This window comes from Caldivirga maquilingensis IC-167 (assembly GCF_000018305.1).
Classification (GTDB): domain Archaea; phylum Thermoproteota; class Thermoprotei; order Thermoproteales; family Thermocladiaceae; genus Caldivirga; species Caldivirga maquilingensis.
This window is the reverse complement of sequence record NC_009954.1, coordinates 1,983,926-2,007,153: the sequence shown is the minus strand read 5'-3', so window position 1 is coordinate 2,007,153 and position 23,228 is coordinate 1,983,926. Positions and strand designations below refer to the sequence as shown.

Below are 23,228 nucleotides of genomic sequence, written 5' to 3'. Positions count from 1 at the left end.
TGATGACTGTGATTAAATTAACCCCTTACGGGTATGTAATTAACCTTACTACCATCAATGCTTATTATAATTCCCCTGAGTACACCATACTGGTATTCACTGCCGGCGTTGAAGACAGGTATCTTAACTCCATCAACCTTAATGGCATCAACACCACCAGACTCATGGATGTGGCCGTGCAGGCTCATTAATGGTTTATACTCCTCAATAATCCTCTTAACGCTCGTACTACCAACATGGGTTAGAACAGCCTCCCCACCCCTCCTAACAACCTTAAAGTCGCTGGTTAGCATTGGTGCTTGGTCTATTACTGTACCATATGGTGGTACGTGAACTACCAATATTGTCCTTGAGTACTCCCCCTTATCCAGCTTATTCATTAATTTACTTAACCTCTCATACATCTCCTCTTCGCTCAACTCCCTGTGGGTTCTCCATGGGGTTATGTTTGAGTACCCTAAGCCAACTAGCACATGACTGTTTAGGTTAACGGTATTCTCATCGAATGGAATTATACTACTCCACTGCCTACTATTAACGCCGTTAATCACATCAACTGGGTCATCGTTACCCGGTATTATGTACATTTTAATTCCCTGCTGCCTATACCTTTCATCAATTATGTTGAGGTACTCCACTATGTCGTTGGTTAGGGTTTCATTGAATACTTTGTTTAAGTAATCCTTATCATTCCTCATCCTCTCATACTCCTCCTCAGTGACTATCCTAACATGGTAACCTGAACCCCTTAACTCCTTAATCTTACCCTCAGCCTCACTGGGCTTAAGTAACTTATCCTCATTAATCAACGGTATCCTGTATGAGTCACCGACCTTAATCACGGGTACTAGGACCTTGCCTGCCAGATCTCCTGCGAACACAACTGCATCAACCTTATAGTACTTAATAGCGTTGGCTAACTTCCTGTAGGCTGTCTCTGATCCATGGAGATCTGATATGAGTAGTAGCTTTAGTTTACTCACAAACCTCCTTCAAGGGTTTGTTTAAAAACCTATCTATGGATTTCACAATTTATTTTAAGAATTTAAGATATTTAATTAAATTTAATGACCGCGGGAGTTTTAAAAACCCAACGCATGAACCCCACTGTGGCTCAGCAGTTATCTAAGACCACTAGGGTTGAGGAGTTGGCGCCTGGCATAGAGATAATTGAGGAGTGTCCAAGGGATATTAAGGCCCTTGACGGTAGCCCGATTCTACTCTTCGGTAAATGGAACGTGAATGACGTGGTCATTAGGGATCCAGGCCTAAGGAGGTACATGTGCCTTAAACCAATGCTACTACCCCACACTGAGGGTAAGTACCAGAATAGGAAGTTCGGTAAGGCAATGATACCGATAATTGAGAGAATGATGAATCAACTCATGAAGCCTGGGAGGAATGCTGGGAAGAAGCAGAAGGCATATAAGATACTTAAGACGGCCTTCGACATAATATACGTAGCCACAGGTAAGAATCCCGTCCAGGTATTTGTTGACGCTGTGGTTAACGTGGCGCCGAGGGAGGAGATTACAAGGGTCATATACGGTGGTATAGCCTACCCAGTCTCAGTTGATGTTGGCCCAACCAGGAGGCTTGACTTAGCGATAAGGTGGATTGCAGAGGGGGCTAGGGCATGCTCCTTCAATAACCCAAGACCAATAGAGGAGTGTTTAGCTAATGAGATAATTGCCGCAGCCAATAATGATCCAGCAAGTTACGCCCTCAGGAGGAGGGATGAAATGGAGAGGGTTGCCGCAACTGCAAGGTAAGGTTAATAAGCCATAAATTACACCCAGGCTTGAATACTGCATTAATAATTCTTTTTCATTGGCCTTAAAAACCTTACTCATTAGGGTGAGGAAGGGGTTAGGTGATTCACTAATCCTATTCCCTTCCTTAAATTGAATTTTGGGTTGATTCATTTAATGGCTTTAAGAACCCTAGCCCAACTGAACTTCTTGGGAACTAATTCAGCGGGTAATTCAACAGCCACAAGCTCAATGTTAACCGTGTCCTGGAACCATGGGGTAGCCCTACCAAGGGCCCTGGGCATGTAATTCCTAATCCTCATACCCCTGCTTGCGGATGCATGAACTATAACTGTGTTATCAATGTTTAAACCCCTGTAGCTTGCATTACTCTCAAGGTTTCTTAAAACCTGGAGGAAGGAGTCAGCTACCTTAACAGGCCACTTAGCCACTGGCCAACCATCCCAGGGAACATTATGGTGAGCCTGCTTCCTAGTGAACTCCTTAATGGGTATCGGGGCCTTTAAGTCCTTAACCTTCTCCATGTAGTCCTCAGCCTGCTTAATTGTAAGGAACCTAATGGCCCTGGCGGTTTCAATAGCCTTCTTCCAACTAATCCTAAACTCAAAGCCCCTAGCCTTAGCTATCTGGTCAGCGCTAATGGTTACGTTATACCTCCTCTTAACTAAATCAATCACATCCTCATCCCTTATAGACCAATACCTCATTAATCAAACCCATGCATTAAAGAATATTTAAGCATTTCTAAGCCCTAGGCGTTAAGGTTAATCTTGAAGTAATATTGATTAAGGACCGGGTTAATTACCTTTAATGAACATTGCGCTCACGGTAACCAACTACGTGGGTATAGTTGCCTTCGCCATATCAGGCTCAATGAAGGCTATTAGGAAGGGTATGGATTTACTGGGAGTCATTGTGCTTGGGTTCACCACTGCCCTGGGTGGGGGTATTATATCTGATGTTATGCTTGGTATTTACCCACCAGTGAACTTAACATACCTACCATACCCCCTTACCGCAATTTCAGCGGGCTTGGCCACATTCATTTTCTACAGGGTCTTCAGTAACGTTGGTAAGCCACTCATGTATGCTGATGCAGTGGGTTTAGGAGCCTTCTCAGCCTCCGGTGCCTCCTTAGCCTACTCCATTTCCCATAATCCACTGTTAGTGGTGCTTGTGGGTTCAATAACGGCGGTTGGAGGTGGTGTGGTTAGGGATCTCCTGGCTAATGAGGTGCCGGTTGTATTGACTAGGGAGTTTTACGCATCAGCAGCCATACTTGGTTCACTGGTTTACTTTCTGCTTAGGTTCATTGGTGTTAATGATGCTTCATCAGCCTTAGCATCAATGATCATCACCATTACCCTTAGGTTCATGGCGTTGAGGCTTAAGTGGGAGTTACCTAGGAGGATTATTAATGAGGATGCCGTTAAGGCTTAATTGAGTATAAAATCTTATAAATCCACCCTGTTTTAGGTTGGTAATGAGTAGTTACGTTAGGCCTATTGAGGAGGCTTATAGGAATGTTAAGAGTAGGGCTAAGAGGCGTAGGTTTAATCAATCAGTGGACTTAATTATTAAGCTTAGGGATGTTGACGTTAAGAAGCCTGAAAACAGGATAAGTGTAACAGTCCCGTTACCTAACCCATTGAGTAAGCAGACTAAGGTATGTGTAATAGCCAGTGGAGCCACAATAACAGCGGCTAGGGATGCTGGAGCCGACTTAGTGATAACTAGGGATGATTTAGGTAAGTACAGTGATAAGAAGAGTGTTAGGAAGCTGGCTCAGCAGTATGACTTCTTCCTGGCTACACCGGACTTAATGGTTCAGATAGGTAGGACCATGGGGCCTATACTGGGGCCTAGGGGTAAGATGCCTGACGTAATCCCACCCAATGCTGATGTTAAGGCCCTTATAGATAGGTATAGGAGGAGTGTTAGGGTTAGGCTTAGGGATCAGCCCCAGATAATGGTTAAGGTTGGTACCGAGGATATGGATCCATCTAAGATCGCTGAAAACGCATTAGCAGTGCTTGAGGAGGTGGCTAGGAAGTATGGTTGGGATAAGATTAAGGAGGTTGAGTTAAAGCTAACAATGAGTCCACCAGTTAAGGTTAACATAACTGCCCAGTGATTAACCACTTAATGGGTTAAATAATAAAAGCAACCACCTACACTACGCTTATGAGGATTGAGAGCCCAGCCTTTAGGAACGAGGACACTATCCCGGTTAAATACACGTGTGATGGGGATGATGTTTCACCAGCCTTAAGGTGGTTCGACCCCCCACCCAACGTGAAGGGCTTCGTGTTAATAATGGAGGACCCTGATGCACCCATGGGAACCTTCACCCACTGGATACTTTACAATATTCCACCAAGCCTAAGTGAACTCCCTGAGAATATCCCCAAGAGACCTGAGGTTCAGGGTATAGGTATGCAGGGTGTTAATGACTTCGGTAGAATTGGTTACGGTGGACCATGCCCACCTAAAACCCACCCACCCCACAGGTATTACTTTAGGCTCTACGCCTTAGACTCAATGCTTAACCTTAAGCCAGGTGCAGGCCTCAGTGAGGTTAAGAGGGCTATGAATGGTCACGTTATTGCTGAGGCCTACGTAATGGGTAGGTACGGTAGGAGGAGGTAATGGCCACCGGATGCTTAGGCTTATTTCCTTAAATACCCCTATTATTAGTGAGTGTTTTAAGGTTGGAAATCTTTAAAAGGTTTGCATTAAGCGGTGTATAGAATGGTTAGCATTAAGGATGTACCGCAGGATAAGCTGGTGGAGAGGATTGCCAAGTACCTTAAGGATAATGTACCTCAGGTTAAGCCTCCCCAGTGGGCGATTTACGTTAAGACTGGTAGGAATAAGGATAGGCCGCCTCAGAATGATGACTGGTGGTATTTTAGGGCGGCTGCAGTGTTGAGGAGGGTTTACTTAAATGGTCCAGTTGGCTTGGGGAGTCTTAGGTCATCATTCAGTTACAGGGCTAAGATAGGGCCGAAGGCTAGGAGTGAGAGGACTGCTAAGGCGGGTGGGGCTGTGATTAGGAATATTCTGCATCAGCTTGAGGCCGCTGGCCTAATTGAGAGGACTAGCGCTGGAAGAGTCATCACACCTAAGGGTAGGTCACTGATGGATAAGTTAGCCTCAGAGCTCTTTAAGGAACTTAAAATTAATGTTAAGGTCTTCCCCCAGTAGCATCACCACTGCACTTTAAGGTGCAGTTGAATCTAGACAGTAAATCAACGAGGGCCTTAATGGCGTCACCATACTCCCTCAACCCCTCCTCAGTAACCCTATAGTACTTCTTACCATCCTTATCAAAACTCTCGAGTAAACCATCCCTCTCCATCTTGTATAAGACTACGTAAACAGATACCGTGGTTACGTTTATCATGTACCTACCCTTAATCTCCTTAACTATCTCGTAACCAGTCTTAGGCCCATTAGCTAGAGTATTAATCACGTAGATCCACAGGTTCTCCTTAGTTATCTTACTAATGAACCTGCTTAACGCCTTACCCACATTACCCATCCTTGGTTAAGCTTTTAACTTATCCCCCAGCATAATGCGTAATGATTGGTAGGATTAAGAGCACGCTGGAGCATATCCTAGAGAGGATTGCACCCATGCTACCTAGGAACCCAAACCTATTAACGGTAATTGGCCTACTGGTATCATTATTATCAATACCCATAGCCCTAATTAAACAATACCCAATACTACTACCCATTGTTATACTAGCCTCAGGATTCTTCGATGCAGTGGATGGGTTATCAGCAAGATTCAATAAAATGGTTACTAATTCAGGCGCATTCCTAGACTCAGCCCTAGATAGGTTTGAGGACTCAGCAATAATAATGGCTGTTGCAGTATTAAGTGGACTCAACACCACCATAATGCTGGAGGCTTACATAGCCGTTGTAGGTTCATTACTAACAAGCTACATGAGGGCTAGGGCTGAATCCCTCGGCTTAAGAATGCTTGGAGTAGGCTTCTTCGAGAGACCGGAACGACTAATATACTTATTCGCATTAACATTAATCTACGCACTAATTAGAAGCAACACCATACTAATCTACGGCATGGGACTATTCGCACTAATAACCCTAGCCACAGCCATCCAACGCACAATAATAGCATACAGACTCCTCAATAAAGACAAAAACCAATAACCACTCATCACCACATCAGTGCTCCAGACCACTATCACTGGGACAACCCCTCACCCAGACCCACCACATTAACTATTAAACTTAACCCACACTCAAGCAAAGAATACATGGAAAATCACCAAGCATCATAAATTTTGGAGCGCCAGAGTAGCGATAATATTAATACTACCTCGACTCTAGCAGTCCAAATTCTAATGAAGTTAAGAAAACCATCACTTAAGTAATGCAGGTAATCGCATTAACCGTACATTCCAGTATTAATATTACCGTTACTCTGGCGTCCCAAAATTTATGACTTTTACGTAGATGCCTGTATTCCTTAAGTATTATTCAACTTGGATTTTTAATGAACTGGAGTTTAAGTATTGCTTTATTTTCTATTCCTTAAACCATGCATGGGTGATGCCTTGATTAGGTCGTTGTATTTGTGGTTTGTTTTTACTGAGCTTGAATTCAACAGCATCATTAATGGTTTCCACTAGGTTATTAATCATGCTTAAGTTTAATTCAAAGCTTCTCCTTGTCCATTCCTTAGCCGACGCTAGAGTAGCCTCTGCTAATGATGTTAATGCATTGCTTATCGAGGCGGCGGCTTTACCCCTGGCGTTCATTAGGTTAATTAGGCGGGCTCTGGCGTATTTAATTAGGGTCTCCATGGTTTCCCTGAGGATTAGGTTAACTTGATTATTGTTAATTGGTTTAACGAGGTACTCCACTGTATTGGCTTCCTCCGGTATTTGCCCCAGTAGGATGAGTTTAATAGTATGACTGGGGGTTAGGTAAGTTGTATTGTCTATTCTCGGTGATAATAACCAGGTGGCTGTTTCCTTAATCCTCGAGTAAACCCTATCCCCGCCACCAGGTATGTCGAAGGAGATTAGTATTAAGTCATCCGCATCATTACTTAGAATGAAGTTGATTAACCCATTACTCAATTTAGGCCAGTTAACTACGTGAACATCCTTAACGTCATCCCGCCCCTTATACTCCCCCTCAAAGCTTCTTGATGAGTAGCCTGCAGTCTTACCCACCACTGCGTACATGGTTACTCACTGGTTCAGGGGGTTTATAAAGATTATTCATTATAAAATAAATAATTAAGTAAAAATAAACGTTGAATTTTAGCAATATTAATCATTAATTAATGAATACATAAGGCAAAGCTTATTAGGAACCCGCAGACGGATAAACGTGTCAATAGAATCCTTCAAAATACTACAGGGCATTGAGGTTAGGACTAGGGTGAGGATATATGGGCCAACGAACTCATACATACCAATACCATCCTTCGCCAGATACCTAGGCTTCGATGATAAGGCTCAAGTAATAGTGATTAAAGGTGGATTATATCATATTTATGAAGCAACCCTGAGGAGATTATCATCAACAAGATACGGCGTAACCCTACCAAGAAGAACCATAGAAGCACTAAACCTAAACAATAATGATGAAGTAACAGTCATAATGCTAAGACCAACAACACAGGAATACACTATTAAGAAGGGTAACGAGAATTAAACAGACTCAGCAACACTAATGCGAGTGATTAAGTTTGGACAGCCAGAGTAGCGATAATATTAATACTGCGTGCAATGATTATTTAATCGTATTAGTTTTATGGTTTTCACCCTCATTGAGTTTTGGAGCGCCAGAGTAACGGTAATATTAATACTATCGCTACTCTGGCAGTCCAAAAAATTAAGGGGAAAGTAAGCATCACTGAACCAACACCATTAATAAATCACCCCACATTACTCAGTATTAATATTATTGCTACTCTGGCGCTCCAAAAATTAAGGAGCCTAAAATCACTCAGCAGGGATTAAAGGGATTAAAGCCTGGGTGTTTAATAATGGTGTTGGTGAATAAGGGTGAGTGTGTAATTTGATTTAAGTGATTCATGTATCTGGTTAAGGTTATGGGGGGAGTTAATTAAAGGTTTAAGGAAGGTGTGTGGGCTAATTGATGGGTTGGTTTCAAAGGATTTTCAATAATATTGATTCTTAAATATGTGTTTTCTTAACTTAAATCCTTCAATAATCTGCCCCGTAAGGTGAATTAATACTGCGGGTGCCATGATTAGTGATGCATGAGTATTATTGGTTGTTGATTTCATGGTGTTAAGTATTTCAACCAGAGTCCCGTTGAGTAGTAGTGAGTAGTGGGGTTAGGTTTGAGGATTATGTTGCTGAATTGCTTAGCAGGCTTGGGTTCAGGGTAATGGATAGGAGGGTTAAGGTTACTAGTAATGGTGTTGAGGTTGGTGAGGTGGATTTAATAGTTGAGGATGAGTGTGGTAATAAGTACTCCGTTGAGGTTAAGTCAGGTAAGGTTGATGTGAGTGGGGTTAGGCAGGCATACACTAATGCTAAGTTAATTAACGCTAAGCCCCTAATTGTGGCTAGGGGGTTTAGTAATGACTCCAGTAGGGTCCTTGCCGAGGAGCTTGGGGTTAGGGTTATTGATCTTGAGGAGGCCATTGTCCTTAAGCCTGATGAATTAAGGACAGCGGTTGAATCAGCCATATACGGGTTAATTGAGGAGGTTGCTGATGCATTAACCGCATTAATGAGTAATCAAAGAGGCGTGGGTGAGGTTATGGATGCCGTAGCCCAATGCAGCGACTGGAGTTGCGTATGCGGTAGGCTTGGGTTAAGTGAAGGGGAGTGCGGTAGGTGGATTAATGAATTAAGGAGTGAATTAGGGCTTAGGGTATCCTCAATAAGAACCCTTAGGGCAGTGGTTAAATTATATAGACTACTCCAAGGCATGCTAAGGGCTAACGCTTAATAATAAGCCAGGAAACTTAACGTAATGCCACTGCCACTCGGCGAATTAGCATCAATTGCAATGGGCGTGGCCCTAGCCCTAGTAATAGGCCTTAAGAGGCCACCATTACTTATATCAGCCCTACTCCTAATAGCCGTAGCCGTACTAGCCCTAGGCCTAGCCGTGGTTCTTGGAGCCTTAACCTCAGTGGGGGTTTACGTAATAATAATGGATCTAGGCTACGTGGCAGGCTTAACGGCATCACTGGTAAAGGACCTAATGAGGAGTAGGAGGGAGGAGAAGGGGGTTGGGGTAATTGGCCTACTGGCCGCTGAGGCAGGGGTTAAGGGGGTTAGGGGTGGTGCTGATGTTATTGAGATTAGGTTACTCAATGGCGGTAATGCACCATCAGTAGTGGATAGGGGGCCTATTAATGAGGCCACAGCGGCCTTAGCATCTTTAACTAGGGTTGCAGTGAATCTGCTTAAGAATGGACAAGTCATTAGGGTTAAGGTGGGTAGGGAGAGTGATAAGGCAATGATCAAGGTGGTCTCAACAATAGGTGAATTAGAGGAATTAACCCAGTTACTGATCAATAAGAGTAAGAACAGGGGGGAGGAGGCTGCTAATGTGCAGTGGAGGGGGAGGGCTATCCTAGTGTATAGGAATGGGAGATTAACATACATAATACCAGTGAATTAGCCACATTGCGTATTAATTAATGTAGAATTAATTTAGCGGTAGGCTTAATGATGATTTCTACGCATGATTCATTATATTATTAGTGTAATTAAAGTTGAGTATCTATATATGACATGAATAAAGCTTAGAGTAATACTTAAAAATATAGCGCTTAAAATAACTATTGGTAAGCATGACTAACAGGAGGGGTATATCCAACGTAATAGCAACAATAATACTGATAGCAGTAGCCATAGCACTAGCCGTGGCGGTGGCAATATGGGCCTTCGGCTTATTCAGGAGTAATGCACATGCCGGGACATTAAGCTCAATAAGCCAAGACTTATATATTGATAGTAGTACTGGTACTGCCTATCTAGTACTTTATGTAAGTAATCCAGGTGGTACCACACAGAACATAGCCAGTGTAACACTCAATGGTAATACTTGCACTTACCAAGGAGCTTCAGCCAGTGCTCCAAGTGCCGCTGGTTTAACTTCTGGTGGTTTATCAAGTACTATCACCGGGGTTACCCCCACGAACAATATGGTTGGCATTACTGGTGGTACAATAGCTTACTTAGTTTACACATGCAGTGGTTCATATACTCCAGGCGTATCTTATGATGGTACTATATACTTAGCCAGTGGTTCAAACATACCCTTCACTGTAACTGCTCAGTCAATAAGTTAAGCGAAGGGTAATAAAAATATCATAATTTAAAATATAGCTTATTTCTATTTCCTTAACATTTTGAATAATGAGTATAGGATAACTTCATTGGATCCCTCGTAAACCTCAGTGGCCTTGGCATCCCTGTAAAGGTACTCTAATGGTGATTCAGTGGATAAGCCAACAGCCCCCATTACCTGTATTGCAGTCCTAGTAACATTAACCGCTGTGCTTGATCCTAGGTATTTAGCCGCTTGAGCATACTTAGTGAATTCACTCAACCCCTTATCCCTCATGTAGGCAGTCAAGTAGATTAAGCCCCTAAGCGCCTCAACTTGAGTATACATTTGAGCTAGGTAGCCTTGAATAACACCCAATTCAGCCAACGTACCCCCGTAGATTCGCCTAACCTGAGCGTAATCATAAGCCTCAGTGAAGGCTCTCTCAGCTATACCTAAGCCAATAGCCCCAACACAAGTCCTACCCAGGTTAAGCTTCTCCATGGCTAAGTAAAAACCCCTATTAACCTCCCCAACCCTGTACTCATCAGGCACCCTGCAGTCCCTTAGGGAAACCTCAGCGGTGCCGCCGCCCCTAATCCCCATTACACCCATGGGGTTAACCTCAATGCAACCACCCCTAGGCACTAGGAATGCTGTAATAGCCCTATGCCTCTCCTCAATACTACCGGTTCTGGCGAAGACTAGGTATAGGTCGGCGTATTGGCCGCTGGTTACCCATGCCTTACGCCCATTAATAACCCACTCACCCCCATCCTTAACAGCCCTTGTCTCAATAGCCCCAGCATCACTACCGCAGCAGGGTTCGGTTAAGGCGAAGGAGGCTATTAAATCACCCTTAACTAAACCCTCAAGGAACCTCTCCCTCACCTCCCGGCTACCATGGCTTAAAAGTGAATCAATTATTAAGGCTCCCTGAACCTCCATTAATGTTGCCAGGGTTGGGGAGTGCTTAGCAACCTCCTCAATAATAATCACCTCACCCCTAAAGTCTAAGCCACCCCCACCGTACTCTGGTGGAGCCATGGGGGCAAGTAAGCCCTGCTTACCCAACTCCCCCATTAGTTGCCTTGGGTACTCACCATTAACCTCAATGGCCTTAGCCAATGGCTCAACCCTAGCCTCCGCGAACTCCACTGTACTCCTCCTTAATAATTCATGAACCTCCTCAAGAAGCGGATGCATGGGTTTAAGGCTCAGCGTCCTTAATTCGCTTTACGCTTAAAAGTGAATATAGGCTTCTCGACGGCTTCTGGAAGTGTACGTAATGCTTATATAGTCCAGGTAGCTTAGCGTTTCGGGGATTGTTATTGAAGCACGGGTTAGGGAATCCCGGGATGGATTATTAAAAATCCTAAGGGAGGAGGGCCTAGACTACAGTGAGGTTGAGTATAGGCCCACTAATTGGCCAATGCCCCCGAGACTAATCTTCGACGGTATAAGCGTTGAACCGAATACACCAAGTGAATTATACATAACCGACACAACCTTCAGGGATGGGCAGCAGGCCTTCTACGCATACAGCCCAAGTGACGTTAAGGGGCTTTTCAAACTACTCTCAGAGCTTGATAACGGTAGTGGGAGGTTGAGTAGGAGTGAGTTCTTCCTATACACTGAGAGGGATAGGAGGATTGTTAATGCTGTTAAGGGCCTTGGCTTAAAGTACCCTAAGGTTATTGGATGGGGTAGGGCTAGGGTTGAGGATGTTAGGTTGGTTAAGGAGAGTGGGTTAGATGAAATGGTTATGTTAATGTCAATATCAGACATCCACATTAAGGCCAAGTTCAACACCACTAGGGCTAGGGTGGTTGAGAAGTACCTTGAAGCCGCTGAGGAGGCCATGAGGAGCGGCATAGCCTTAAGATGCAGTCTAGAGGATGTAACCAGGGCTGATGTATTAGGATTCGTAGTACCCTTCGTTAATAAGTTGCTTAGGCTTAGGGATAAGTACGGTGCATCCCTAGTAATTAAGCTCCCTGACACAACAGGCGTGGGTGTACCATACCCCACAGCCTCACTACCCTACAGTATACCTAAGTTAATATGGGTAATGAGGAGCCTACTCAAGATACCCAGCAATGCCTTGGAGTTTCATGGACATGGGGACTACCACATGGCTGTAGCCAACGCAGTGGCTGCTTGGGTTTACGGGGCGGGGATTAATAATGGGACACTACTGGGTATTGGGGAGAGGGCGGGTAACGTACCCATTGAGGCCCTTGTGGTTTGGTACAGTAGGCTTAAGGGCTCCTTCGACGGTATGGAGCCTAGGGTTATTTCAAGGATCGTGGAGTACTTTAAGGGCATGGGGTATAGTGTACCTAGGCATCAACCAATAGTGGGTAGTAACGCCTACGCCACGGCTGCGGGTATTCACATTGATGCTCAATCCAAGGACCCTGAAACCTACCTATCCATGGATCCCTCACTGGTCGGTATGAGGGAGACTATTCTAATAGGCCCATACACGGGTAGGTCTGGGATTGCGCATGTGCTTAAGGGTATTGGGGTTAATGCCGGTAAGAATGATGAGACCGTGGAGAGGGTTTATAGGGCAGTAGTTAGGCTTTACGACGAGGGCCGTTTAAGGGAACCAATGAGTGAGGAGGAGTTCATTAAGTCAATGAGTGGGTTAATTAATGGGGAATCAGTGAAGTTTAATGAGACTTAATGCAGCAATAGGCTACTGAGGCGTATCCGTATTAATCAATTGCCTATATACCTAAACCACTGAGCTTAATAAGGCTAGGTGCAGGGGGCTTGGATGTGAGGATTATACCGAGGACAATGTGTACGCAGCACCCTGACTACGCCAATGTGCCTCAATGGGTTGTTAACGACTTCATTAAGGGTGATGATGAGGTTTATGAAGCCTACATGAATTACAGTATTTACGATTGTCAGGAAACCATGTGGGACTTCGAGGGTAAGGACGTGGATATTTACGTGGTTAGGAAGCTCCTTGAGAATTACGGGGGATTCTTCATTAATAAGGTGCTTGGGGAGGATATTTACCTAACCTACAGGTTACCTAACCCTAATGTTGAGGCCTCTGATAGGAAGATTTTCGCTGAGGCCCTTGAAACAATACCAATGGCCTATGATTTAGCCAGGGTCTTCTACGGTAAGCCAGTTAAGGCAATATTTGAAGTCATCTTCCCATTAACCTCCAGTTCAAGGGACTTAATAATGACGCTGAGGTACTATGAAAGGATTGTAGCAGGTAAATGCAGTGTTGAGCTTGATGATGGGCTTAAGGTCAGTGACGTTATTGGGGAGGTTGAGCCGAAGACCATTGAGGTGATCCCACTGGTTGAGGATATGGAATCACTAGTGAGGATTGACTCAATAATAGAGGGTTACGTTAAGGTGGCTAAGCCCCAGTACCTTAGGGTATTCATAGCCAGATCCGACCCAGCAATGAACTATGGCCTAATCCCAGCTGTTCTACTGGCTAAGATAGCCTTATCAAGGGTGTACGCAATTGGTAACTCATTGGGTTTAAGCATATACCCAATAATAGGCGTTGGCCCAACCCCCTTCAGAGGTAATTTCAACCCACGTAACGTCAATAACACGCTCAAGGAGTACCCGGGGGTGTACACGTTCACTGTTCAATCAGCCTTCAGGTACGATTACCCGGTGGATAATGCTAAGGATGCTATTAACCTCATTAATAATTCAAAACCCACTGAACCAGTGATATTGAGTAGTGATGAGGAGGAATTAGCCTTAACCATAATTAGGCAGTACACTGATAGGTATCAGGCTGAGGTTGAGGGATTAGCAAACGCAGTAAACTACATTGCCCAACTCCTACCTCCAAGGAGAACTAGGAGGCTGCACATTGGGTTATTCGGTTACGGGAGGGGTTTCAGGGGGGTTACGTTACCTAGGGCGATAGCCTTCGTTGGAGCCTTATACTCAATAGGCATACCCCCTGAGATCCTAGGTCTCTCAACATTACTTAAGCTTAATGAGAGACAGTGGGGTGTATTGGAGGGGAATTACGTTAACCTATGGAGTGACTTAAGCGACGCTGCACAATACATATGCATGGAGTGTATCGAGCAGTTACCAAGTATGAAGAGTGAATTGAGGGTTAGTAAGGAGACTATTGCAATGGTTCTTGAGGATATTAAGGCAATTGATGAATTAGGGGTTAAGGTGTCGTCACCAGGCTTTGAACAGAGGAAGCATGCACTACTCACTAAGCTATTCCTTGAAAGCGTCAATAACAGTTACATTAATGATGCTAAGGCGTATCTACTGGATATGGCTAAGGTCAGGAGGGCTATTGGGTGACGCATCCTTAATATTAATGAACAGGTATGCTTATAAACCTGCCCCACAGGGCAGGGCTCAATGTACCCTGTACTATACTTCCTACTTGAGGCAGCCGTGGTGTATGTGTTGGTGGCTGTGATAATGTACGTGTCATGGAGAATGGGGGGTGATGATGTGTTATTGGCTTCAGCAATATCATCATACCTAATGCTCCTAACCGTTAGTCAGTTCCTAGCCAGTAAAATAATGTACATTGGCTACGCCAACCTACCCAGCGGCACAGTAACCTACTCAGCCACTGTGGCCACATTAGATGTATTAACCCTTAAATTCGGTAGGAGAACCGGTTACTGGGTTGTTAGGATTGCTGCACTGCTTCAACTCGGGCTTTGGGCAATCATTCAACTAGCAATATACGCCCCACCAGCCCCCTTCTGGAGCATGCAGAACGCCTTCGCAAGTATTGTTGGTGAATCAGCTAGAATAGCCGTAGCTAGTGTTACAGCGTTCTTCACCGCTGAATCCCTTGACGTTCATCTGGTGAGTAGGATTATGGGTAATGTGTTCAAGAGGGTTGGTGTATCAGACCCAATCAGTATGACTGTGGATAGTTTAGTCTTTGTACCGATAGCCTTCTACGGTGTAATGCCGTTACCAGCATTATTAAGCACCATGCTAGGCTTAATACTGGGTAAATTAACCCTAGTACCCTTAACCATAGGCGCCGTGGCCGCTAATAGAAGTGCATTAAAGTACGCCCCGGTGATTCAAGTCCGTAAGTAAGGCTAATTAGCTTAAACACATGATTTCCTTATTTTAACATACTGAGTTAAACCTAGAGTACTCAATGCCTAGTGATTGTGGCCTTAACAACGGGTTTAACAATGCATTTACCATTACCGGTTAAGTTAACGTTATTAACCATACCCATGTCAACGTTAATACTATAGCTTGTTCCATTAACCGCAATTGGCTGAGGCTCAAGGGGAACCTTAATTATGCCACTGGGTACTGTGCAATCGTAATTCTGCCCATTAACCACCGCTTGAACACTGGATACCTGCAGGAAGATTAAATTATAGGTGCCATTAGGTGGATTGCACTTAGCCACTAACTGTGATGTTGACGTTAACTGTGTTAAATCAAGCCTCACTGATGCGTTACTGCAGGTGTACCATGAGCCTGATACCTCATTGTGAAGCATTATTGATGATACTGTTACGTAAAGGTGCTGCACCTGCATTGGCTTATCACTAATGTAAACATACACAGATGCAGGTCCAGTTAACTTAACAGCAACATACCCCACCGCAATGGCTACTGCAATCACAACCACTATTACCGCAATAGTAATAGGTCTCATACCACAGTGTATTTGCATTAATCCCTTTTAAGGATAATTAATCATCAGCCTAATTTCAGCCTTGGTTCCAGTTCGGTTTCAAGGGGTTTCACCTTCATTAGGTTAAGTAACTGCTCCTACACTTAACCTTAGCCTCCTTAGTGACCTTAATTAACTCCTCCCTTGAGGAGTGGGTTAGGCACCGTGACATTAATGCATCAAGCAGCACTGCCTCAGCCTCATCAATAATCCCCCTCACTGGTTCATTCATTATTCTCCTAGCCAAGGAATTAAACCTAATGCCCCTTATTATTGACTTAGCATCCCCAAGTAAATTCCCCCTGGGTACAAGGTGAATTAAACCGTATTTCTCAGCCTCACTTGAACTTAATGCGTTACCTGAGAGTAACTTTACTAGGGTCATTCTGGGTAAGGCTTGTTGAAGCCTAGGCATTGAGAAGACGGGGGGTATGCCAATGGCCCCCTCCGGGTAGCATAGGTAAACGTCAGGTGGGGCTATGGTTAAGTCACTTAAGACAGCTAATTCAAGGCCTAGGCCTAGGGCTGAGCCGTTAAGTATGGTTACTATGGGTTTATCAAGGGTTACCATGAAGGATACCAGTGCCTTAATCACCCTGACCAGTTCCCTAACTGAATCATAATCCTCACCCACTGAATCCCAGTCAATGCCCGTTGTGAAGAATGATGACCCTGTTGCTGTTAATGCCACCCAATTAACCCCAGCATCCCTATTAGCCGTGGTTAACGCTGTCATTAATTGAATTAAGGCGTCTAAGTCAAGTGGATTCTCTAACCCATTATCAATGGCGATAACCCCAACCCCATCCTCATTCCACACCTTAACCTTATTCAGCATCATTAATAACACCCCTTAATAGAGGTTTAAGACTATTATCACTGAATGTACTCAACGTAGAAGTAGGCTAATAGGGATGCTGCAAATGATATTAGGGCTGTCCCCCACATTACGCCTACGTATGGTCCATCGGATATTGGGTTGAGGGTGAAGGAGACTGCTATGGCTATTATGGCTAGCAGTGATGTTACGTAGCCTAGGGATAATGCGGTATTCTTACTCAATTTAAAGCCAGCCCCCTTACCATTACCACTGGGTTTAGCCTTAACCCTAACCCAAACCCTGCTAACCGCGTAAACTCCACCAAAGGCTATCACAACCGGTGGTACTATTGTTAATGCGAACCAGGTTAACTCCACTGGAACACCGGGTTGAATAGCACTCCATATGCTTAACTCAATAACCCAGGTTAACCCAGTTATGAATAATGCGGTTATCCATGGTCTATCCAATGGATGCAGTAAATCACTCCTATCCAGTAATGGTACTATTAATAATACGATAAGTGGTATGAATATGCCCATTAAAATATCGGTACTTAGGCCGAAGGGCATATCAGCCATCTTATACATGAATAGGAAGAACCAGGGTGGATAAGCCGGCACACTACTGGCCTGTGGGCTTGTTGGTGAGGGACCTGGGTAGGGTGAGAAGAGTATTGGTATCCTGCCTAGTATACTCGGTATAGCCAGTATTGATGGAATTACGAGTATGATTCCCCACGTGAACAACACTATGCTAACCATGTAGACGAAATTCCTAGGCCACCAAGGCTTAAGCCTAGCATCATTCTTACTCAATAAGGCAGGAGCCCTGTAATTAGTCTCCCTTGGGTCAGGCATGAAGCCGTTCTGCTCAGCCAGGTAGAAGTGTATGAAGAAGAACAGTATTAACGCTGATGCCAGTATAATATGCCAACCCAGGAATCTTGTAAACAAGTCCAATTGAGTACCATTACCGAAGAATACTGGTATTACTTGAGACAAGCCCAATGCCGTTAAAATACCCTTACCAACACCGACAGCATCCGCTGAAAGCACATCACCCGTTAATGAGTAACCAACGAAGGCTGCACCAAGAGTCATGGCGAAGAGCAATACACCTAAAACCCATTGAGCACCCCTAGGCCTCTTATAAGCACCCCTGAAGAAGACTTCAAGCCCATGGACGTACACCGCAAGTATCATTACGTAAGCCCCATAGAGGTGGCTTGAGAGTATTATTGAACCGAAGGGTACATTATGTATTATGGCCATTGTTGAATCATACGCATTACTAGGCTGGTAATACAGTAATAGTACTAATCCCGTTAAGGCCTGCCAAGCCAAGGCCGATGTAGCTATAGCACCCAACCAATACTCTATACTGAACATGTAATCTGGAACACCCATGAAAGGTACATCCTTTAAGTGAAAGATTTCCGCAACCCTATCCCAGAAGCTAGTACTACTCATAGCCACCACCTCATGATGCTGGATTACTGTAATACTTAACCACAGTACTTGTACCACTTATTGGTGATCCCCCTGTTAAATCACCTGTTGGGTTGTTTATTGTGTTGTTTGTGGGTGTGTTGAAGCCTGGGTGCCCGTATATTACTGGTCCTATCATTTTCACTGCGTATAATTCATCAGTGTTTGAATCCCATTCAAGAACCACAGCCGGTAAAGGCCTTACTGTTGGCCCAGTAACCACAGCACCACCCTTATACGGATCAAACGTAGAACCATGGCAGGAGCAGTGAATAACCTTATCCATGGGTCCATTAACGGTAATAGCCTTAACACCAGGTGGATAGAAGGTTAATTCAGGGAAGGTGCAGCCCAGGTGCTGGCAAAGGGCACTGTAGGCAACTATATTCTTATTCGGCCCAACACCACCTGGGAATTCATATGATGCACCAGTCTGAGGAACAACAACAGTAGTCGGGGGAACCTCCACAGGACTACCGGAGGAGTCACCTAAAGCCAACAACATATTAGGCTCATTACTAAGGGGGTAGGGGAATAAGGCGATTTGCTTACCATTAATCGGTATGCTTGAAGCCTTAATTGGGTTACCATTCTCATCCACGAGGAGAAGCCTAGGGAAGCCGCTTATACTCACTTCAGGAGGCATAAGCACCTCAAGGCCCCTTAACGCCCCAGCCACAATACTTAACCCAGCAATTGTAACCATAGCCTTCAGGAAATTCCTCCTACTCTCATTAACATTACCCCCACTCATGATTATTAGCTTGTAGCCTAGGGGTTTAAAAATATTCAACTATGAATAAGTAGGAAGTAAAGTGTAGTTTAATTCCAGATTTATTCTAGTTTAATTCCAAGTAAATATAGTATTTAATATTAGGTAAAGCTTAAAAATCGGAGCCGAGCCAAAGTTAGTACATGGGTAAGGGAAGCGTGTTAAATAATGGTAAAATACCCCTAAAACTGATTATAGTAATTGCAGTGGCTATTACAGCTGGGTTAATCTACATGATTTACCCAATCCCACTAGCTCAAACACCAGCCGGTATAATGGCTTATAAGGTGGTTGGTAGCGCTAACCTGCAGAATCCAGGTAGTGAAGCATTTTGGAGTAAGATACCTTGGTTCAACGTATCCCTAGTACCCAATTTATCCACTCAAATGCTCCCAATACCGGCTAATGTACCCACCTCCGGGGAGGTGCCTTATATTATGGTTAAGGCTGCGTGGAATGGAAGCTACATATTCATTCTCGTGAAGTGGCCTGACCCATATGGCCCAAGCCTAGTTGGTCCAGCAGCCATAGCTGGTCCTGGGCATTGGACAATGGTTTATAATCCCAATGGTCCATTAAACGTAACATTCCTTAAACTAATGACTAGTACGTTTGGTAAGAAGTATTTCATGATTAACTCAAGCTTCGCGGTGATTAAGGGTTCACCAAGACCAATGGAGTATGTACTGGCTTATGTCGCACCGCATTACGGGGTATACTTCTACGGTTACTACGTTAACTTAACCTCAGGTCACTATTATCCTGATAGGGTGGCTATAATGTGGTACATGGGTAGTGAACAAAGTCCAAGTGACTGCATGAATATTGGTGCAGGACACCCAAACTTCGTTGTTAAGAGTGAGTTAGGTCAATTAATGATACCCTATACAGGCAGCAGCACAATACAGTACACTGGTGGTTCATTAAGCTCAGGGGCGGCTGACATTTGGGAGTGGATAAGTGGAGCCACTTACCCTGAGGGTCAGAACTTCAACTACTTCACTAATGTAACATGGGATGTGGAGAACGGTATTGATGAAGCCGCTGCCTCAGTCTTCTCCCAAAGTCCCCACGGCTTCTTCATTGACCTATTAACCAATGAAACTGGCCTATATGATATTGGAGATGGTGGAATATGGTACCCGAATGCCACAGGGCCTGAACCAGGCTACTTCAGTAACTACGCCGGCGCCAAGTATGAGGATGGGTACTGGATTGTGGAATTCGTTAGGCCGTTGAAAGCCCCAATGCCGTATACAGTAAACTTAACACCTGGTCAAACATACGATGTGGCCTTCGGGGTTTGGTTGGGTAAGGCTGGTGAAACCAGTTGGGATAAGTCCATATCAGCCAGCTTCATACCATTAACCATATCCACATCAACACCATCCGTTACACCACCAATACCTGCCCCAGTCATAATAGTTGCAGTTGTGGGTATTGTGATTGCCTTAGTGGCCATTGGTTTAATCTTCTACTCAATTAAGCATAGGTGATTATTAAGGTGAGTGAGTTAAACATTAAATACTACGATACATTACTCTCCATCTTCCTAGGATTCTTCATAGCCCAATTCGCTCTAAGGCAATTCCTACAGCCCATAATACCATTCACACCAGCCCCAGCCAATGTATTAAATACAATGGGGCTTGCTGGAACATTTAGTGTGGCTGCCTTATCAGTAATAATACCATTCCTAATTTATGAATTTAAGGTACCGATACCCCTTAAGACACTTTACTTAATAGTAATCATTACCGCATTATGGGGTGGGGTATTGTTAAGCTACATATACCCGTCATACTACCTTACATGGCCCTGGATAATACTAAGTATCATACTTTGGGGTTTAACAATAATGTCTATTATCCTTGCCATTACATCACTTAGAGCCATTGAATTAACACTACTGGCCCCAGTCATACTTCTTCAATTAACCTCACTGGTAAGCTACATACTTAACCTAGTAACCGAGTATTACTTAATACCAGTCATGGTTCCATCAACCGCATTAGTCTACCCAACACTGTTACTGATTATTATTGGTGCATTAACGCTAACTGCATTGGCATTAATTGAAGTTAAGGTTAATAAATGGAGCATTACCGGGTACGTCTTAGCTATTATTGCCTCAGCATCAATCTCACTACCCCTTTACCAATTAACAGTGAACAGCTTCTTCATGCAGCATATAATGGATATGGTGTTCGCCATGGGCTTTGGGGTACTTGCACCGCCAGCATCAGTCCCATTAATGTCAATAATACTGGGGTTGTATGTTTTCGCAGTCCTGGCGCTAATAATTAATGGAGCATTTCATAGGAGATACCTTTACCTAGCCGCATTAGCAGTAACCTATGTTTCCACAGCTCTTACACCACATGTATTATCAATTTACTTCGCCTCAGTGATTGCATCATCGTTAGCTGTTAATCACATGGGTAGGGTTAAGTTAACTTAATCATTAATGGTGATTCACCCTCAATACCTACCCTAACCCTAAGGTTACCGTTAGCAAGCTCAAAATCCTTAACATTACCTCTACCCTCAATCACCCTCACTGAGGATGCATTAAACCTAGCGGCATCCACAGTTACTAGGGCGTTAATTGGGTGTTCATTCATATTGTAGATCACAAGATGCTTATTGGCGTATGGTATTAGTGAGAAGTTACTTGCCATTGAAGCCTCTGGATCAACCCTTACACCAACGTACTCGAAGGCAATATCCCTAATAATGCGCCTAGCTAATTCAGGGTAGTAATCCTTCAGGTACGGTGGATACTTGGTTAAATTAACAACGTAAACCTTAGCACCATTAAACTCATTAACGTAAACCACAGGGTACTTACCCACACCATCACTGGCCTCAAGCAGAACCTTAACATCAGTAGTATTCAGTATTGGGCCTATTGGGAAGGCGCCGGGCCTCCTATGCGTGTAGGAGGCAGTGTGGTTACCGCTAATGAGGTATAGGGCATCTATTACTGGGCTCATTAATGGATTATCCCTAACCAGGCCCAGTAGTTCAAAACCCTCATAACCCAAGGCCCCTTCGGCAATAAGTTCAGCAGCCCCTGAGGTAACAATAAGGTTAACACCCCTCCTTGCTAATTCAATAATATCAATCGACCCAACAGCATGCTCAGTGATTAAAACGTAATCACCCCTCTTAATACTGTTAACGTTAATTGGCCTTAAGGGTACACCAATCATCCCTAAGTAATCGTGCACATACCTATCAATCACCGCACCATTAACCTGAATACCCGGCATTAATACGCCTAATTTATCAACTGTTTGATTACTGTGCATTGACTTAAGCATGGGTTCCTCAGCCTTAACCGCATCAATGTACTTAGCCCTATTCCCCAATGTTAGGGAGTAGGCGTCGAAGAACACTACTTCATTAACACTAGTTAATGCACTAAACCATAGTTGCTTAAGGTAAATGCTTAGGCTTATTAATGAACCACTGTAGAGTCCATTAAAGGTATCAAACCAAACACCACCAAGCTTATCACCAACTATTGCCCTAACGTACTCAGTTATTAGGAAGGAGCCATACTGCTCAGTACCCTCCCTGGATTCCGTACCCACGTAGATGCTGTCGAATAATTGCGCAAGCTTACTTAGGATCAACCCCCTATGTGGGAAGTCCTCCCTCCATTCAGCAACCTTAAGGTTAACCCTAATACCCTTATTAACCTCCCTGGCAGGTTTAACAACAAAGTTCTCTGAAACATCAAGCAGTACGCTGGCTGAGTAGTTTGTCCATAGGTCAAGTATCCTCCTATCATTATTCCTAATACCCCTCATTAACTCACCCCTACTTAAGGCTAAGCCATGCATTCTGTTGAATAACTCAACATCATGTTCACCATGGCACCATTGAGCCCAGAAGTCATCAATAAGAACCTCATTAAAGTGACCGGCCAGGTGCCTCATTGCATCTGCTATTAGCCTCTTATTATTATCATCACTTATACACGCCACCTTAAACCCATAATCCTCATAACTAAACCAACCACTACCCCAAGTCCCTATAGCCGTACCACCAGCCAACTCAAAATCCCCACTAAGCCTCTTAACCATTGCATCAACCTCATCATCACTTAGTAATTGACCATCCCTATAATTCTCAACATACACCTTACTAACGCCAAGTGACTTGGCAACATTAATGAATCTCTTGAATAATTCATCATTATTAAGGAAATCTCTAGCAGCATGTGCAGTCATGTATATTGAAAACTTTAAATCAGCCATTAATCCTAAGGCATTAGCTTATTTTTAAGCATTAAATCCACTACACTGCGTAAACTCATTAAAACTCACATTCACAACCGAAAGACTCACCATTTAGGGTGGGGAAGATT

Annotated in this window: 25 protein-coding genes; 15 read left to right on the top strand and 10 right to left on the bottom strand. The window is 43.9% G+C overall.

Annotated elements, in window-relative coordinates:
- Nucleotides 1-17: 17 nt before the first annotated feature.
- Entirely contained in the window at nt 18-983 is a 966-nt protein-coding gene (locus CMAQ_RS09935; protein ID WP_012186968.1) for a metallophosphoesterase family protein, read from the bottom strand.
- Between the two features lie 114 nt (nt 984-1,097).
- Between CMAQ_RS09935 and CMAQ_RS09930 the strand changes: the two genes are divergently transcribed.
- Entirely contained in the window at nt 1,098-1,772 is a 675-nt protein-coding gene (locus tag CMAQ_RS09930) for a 30S ribosomal protein S7 (RefSeq protein WP_048062815.1), read from the top strand.
- Nucleotides 1,773-1,921: 149 nt separating this feature from the next.
- Here the strand turns inward: CMAQ_RS09930 and CMAQ_RS09925 are convergent, their stop codons facing one another.
- Complete coding sequence (locus tag CMAQ_RS09925; protein ID WP_012186966.1) at nt 1,922-2,479, bottom strand: 50S ribosomal protein L22; 558 nt, start codon at nt 2,477-2,479, stop codon at nt 1,922-1,924.
- 103 nt (nt 2,480-2,582) lie between these two features.
- Here CMAQ_RS09925 and CMAQ_RS09920 point away from each other — a divergent pair, with 103 nt between their 5' ends.
- From CMAQ_RS09920 to CMAQ_RS09905, 4 genes are all read left to right on the top strand, one after another.
- Entirely contained in the window at nt 2,583-3,212 is a 630-nt protein-coding gene (locus CMAQ_RS09920) for a trimeric intracellular cation channel family protein (RefSeq protein ID WP_012186965.1), read from the top strand.
- Nucleotides 3,213-3,255: 43 nt separating this feature from the next.
- A complete protein-coding gene (locus CMAQ_RS09915; RefSeq protein WP_012186964.1) occupies nt 3,256-3,906 on the top strand; it encodes a 50S ribosomal protein L1 in 651 nt (216 codons plus the stop codon).
- Between the two features lie 50 nt (nt 3,907-3,956).
- The gene (locus tag CMAQ_RS09910; protein ID WP_012186963.1) at nt 3,957-4,421 is read left to right on the top strand and encodes a YbhB/YbcL family Raf kinase inhibitor-like protein; all 465 of its coding nucleotides are present in this window, start codon (nt 3,957-3,959) and stop codon (nt 4,419-4,421) included.
- Between the two features lie 102 nt (nt 4,422-4,523).
- Entirely contained in the window at nt 4,524-4,979 is a 456-nt protein-coding gene (locus CMAQ_RS09905; RefSeq protein WP_012186962.1) for a 30S ribosomal protein S19e, read from the top strand.
- On the opposite strand, the gene CMAQ_RS09900 is transcribed toward CMAQ_RS09905, so the two are convergent.
- Entirely contained in the window at nt 4,960-5,307 is a 348-nt protein-coding gene (locus CMAQ_RS09900; RefSeq protein WP_232203767.1) for a PadR family transcriptional regulator, read from the bottom strand. The genes CMAQ_RS09905 and CMAQ_RS09900 overlap by 20 nt on opposite strands.
- 50 nt (nt 5,308-5,357) lie before the next feature.
- Between CMAQ_RS09900 and pgsA the strand changes: the two genes are divergently transcribed.
- Complete coding sequence (pgsA, locus tag CMAQ_RS09895) at nt 5,358-5,957, top strand: archaetidylinositol phosphate synthase (protein ID WP_012186960.1); 600 nt, start codon at nt 5,358-5,360, stop codon at nt 5,955-5,957.
- Nucleotides 5,958-6,334: 377 nt separating this feature from the next.
- Here pgsA and CMAQ_RS09890 read toward each other — a convergent pair whose 3' ends face one another.
- Nucleotides 6,335-7,000 (bottom strand): hypothetical protein, encoded by a 666-nt coding sequence (locus tag CMAQ_RS09890; protein WP_012186959.1) that lies wholly within the window; start codon nt 6,998-7,000, stop codon nt 6,335-6,337.
- Nucleotides 7,001-7,148: 148 nt separating this feature from the next.
- On the opposite strand from CMAQ_RS09890, the gene CMAQ_RS09885 reads away from it, so the two are divergent.
- The 4 genes from CMAQ_RS09885 to CMAQ_RS09870 all read left to right on the top strand — a co-directional run bounded on the left by CMAQ_RS09885 (nt 7,149) and on the right by CMAQ_RS09870 (nt 10,101).
- Nucleotides 7,149-7,475 carry a hypothetical protein gene (locus CMAQ_RS09885; RefSeq protein ID WP_012186958.1) on the top strand — a complete coding sequence of 109 codons (327 nt, stop codon included), beginning with the start codon at nt 7,149-7,151 and terminating at the stop codon, nt 7,473-7,475.
- A gap of 636 nt (nt 7,476-8,111) precedes the next feature.
- Nucleotides 8,112-8,747, top strand: coding sequence for a restriction endonuclease (locus CMAQ_RS09880; RefSeq protein WP_012186957.1), 636 nt, complete (start codon nt 8,112-8,114; stop codon nt 8,745-8,747).
- A gap of 24 nt (nt 8,748-8,771) precedes the next feature.
- Complete coding sequence (locus CMAQ_RS09875) at nt 8,772-9,428, top strand: hypothetical protein (RefSeq protein WP_012186956.1); 657 nt, start codon at nt 8,772-8,774, stop codon at nt 9,426-9,428.
- A gap of 172 nt (nt 9,429-9,600) precedes the next feature.
- Nucleotides 9,601-10,101, top strand: a complete 501-nt coding sequence (locus CMAQ_RS09870; RefSeq protein ID WP_012186955.1) for an archaellin/type IV pilin N-terminal domain-containing protein — start codon at nt 9,601-9,603, stop codon at nt 10,099-10,101.
- A gap of 44 nt (nt 10,102-10,145) precedes the next feature.
- On the opposite strand, the gene CMAQ_RS09865 is transcribed toward CMAQ_RS09870, so the two are convergent.
- Nucleotides 10,146-11,285 carry an acyl-CoA dehydrogenase family protein gene (locus tag CMAQ_RS09865; RefSeq protein WP_012186954.1) on the bottom strand — a complete coding sequence of 380 codons (1,140 nt, stop codon included), beginning with the start codon at nt 11,283-11,285 and terminating at the stop codon, nt 10,146-10,148.
- A gap of 226 nt (nt 11,286-11,511) precedes the next feature.
- Between CMAQ_RS09865 and CMAQ_RS09860 the strand changes: the two genes are divergently transcribed.
- The 3 genes from CMAQ_RS09860 to CMAQ_RS09850 all read left to right on the top strand — a co-directional run bounded on the left by CMAQ_RS09860 (nt 11,512) and on the right by CMAQ_RS09850 (nt 15,170).
- Nucleotides 11,512-12,771 carry a homocitrate synthase/isopropylmalate synthase family protein gene (locus CMAQ_RS09860; RefSeq protein WP_012186953.1) on the top strand — a complete coding sequence of 420 codons (1,260 nt, stop codon included), beginning with the start codon at nt 11,512-11,514 and terminating at the stop codon, nt 12,769-12,771.
- A 95-nt stretch (nt 12,772-12,866) separates the two neighbouring features.
- Nucleotides 12,867-14,405: a phosphoenolpyruvate carboxylase gene (ppcA, locus tag CMAQ_RS09855; RefSeq protein WP_012186952.1), complete on the top strand. Its 1,539-nt coding sequence runs from the start codon at nt 12,867-12,869 to the stop codon at nt 14,403-14,405.
- Between the two features lie 60 nt (nt 14,406-14,465).
- Nucleotides 14,466-15,170: a queuosine precursor transporter gene (locus CMAQ_RS09850; RefSeq protein WP_012186951.1), complete on the top strand. Its 705-nt coding sequence runs from the start codon at nt 14,466-14,468 to the stop codon at nt 15,168-15,170.
- 61 nt (nt 15,171-15,231) lie between these two features.
- Here the strand turns inward: CMAQ_RS09850 and CMAQ_RS09845 are convergent, their stop codons facing one another.
- The 4 genes from CMAQ_RS09845 to CMAQ_RS09830 form a co-directional block, all read right to left on the bottom strand.
- A complete protein-coding gene (locus CMAQ_RS09845) occupies nt 15,232-15,750 on the bottom strand; it encodes a DUF4382 domain-containing protein (protein WP_156769899.1) in 519 nt (172 codons plus the stop codon).
- Nucleotides 15,751-15,847: 97 nt separating this feature from the next.
- A complete protein-coding gene (locus CMAQ_RS09840) occupies nt 15,848-16,609 on the bottom strand; it encodes an enoyl-CoA hydratase/isomerase family protein (RefSeq protein WP_012186949.1) in 762 nt (253 codons plus the stop codon).
- Nucleotides 16,610-16,644: 35 nt separating this feature from the next.
- Nucleotides 16,645-18,060 carry a cytochrome b gene (locus CMAQ_RS09835; RefSeq protein WP_012186948.1) on the bottom strand — a complete coding sequence of 472 codons (1,416 nt, stop codon included), beginning with the start codon at nt 18,058-18,060 and terminating at the stop codon, nt 16,645-16,647.
- A gap of 10 nt (nt 18,061-18,070) precedes the next feature.
- Nucleotides 18,071-18,832, bottom strand: coding sequence for a Rieske 2Fe-2S domain-containing protein (locus CMAQ_RS09830; RefSeq protein WP_012186947.1), 762 nt, complete (start codon nt 18,830-18,832; stop codon nt 18,071-18,073).
- 161 nt (nt 18,833-18,993) lie between these two features.
- Here CMAQ_RS09830 and CMAQ_RS09825 point away from each other — a divergent pair, with 161 nt between their 5' ends.
- Together CMAQ_RS09825 and CMAQ_RS09820 are read left to right on the top strand one after the other, a co-directional pair.
- Nucleotides 18,994-20,346: an ethylbenzene dehydrogenase-related protein gene (locus CMAQ_RS09825; protein ID WP_012186946.1), complete on the top strand. Its 1,353-nt coding sequence runs from the start codon at nt 18,994-18,996 to the stop codon at nt 20,344-20,346.
- Nucleotides 20,347-20,354: 8 nt separating this feature from the next.
- Nucleotides 20,355-21,311, top strand: a complete 957-nt coding sequence (locus CMAQ_RS09820; RefSeq protein ID WP_012186945.1) for a hypothetical protein — start codon at nt 20,355-20,357, stop codon at nt 21,309-21,311.
- On the opposite strand, the gene CMAQ_RS09815 is transcribed toward CMAQ_RS09820, so the two are convergent.
- A complete protein-coding gene (locus CMAQ_RS09815) occupies nt 21,298-23,118 on the bottom strand; it encodes a hypothetical protein (RefSeq protein ID WP_012186944.1) in 1,821 nt (606 codons plus the stop codon). The two genes, CMAQ_RS09820 and CMAQ_RS09815, sit on opposite strands and share 14 nt — an antisense overlap.
- Between the last annotated feature and the right edge of the window lie 110 nt (nt 23,119-23,228).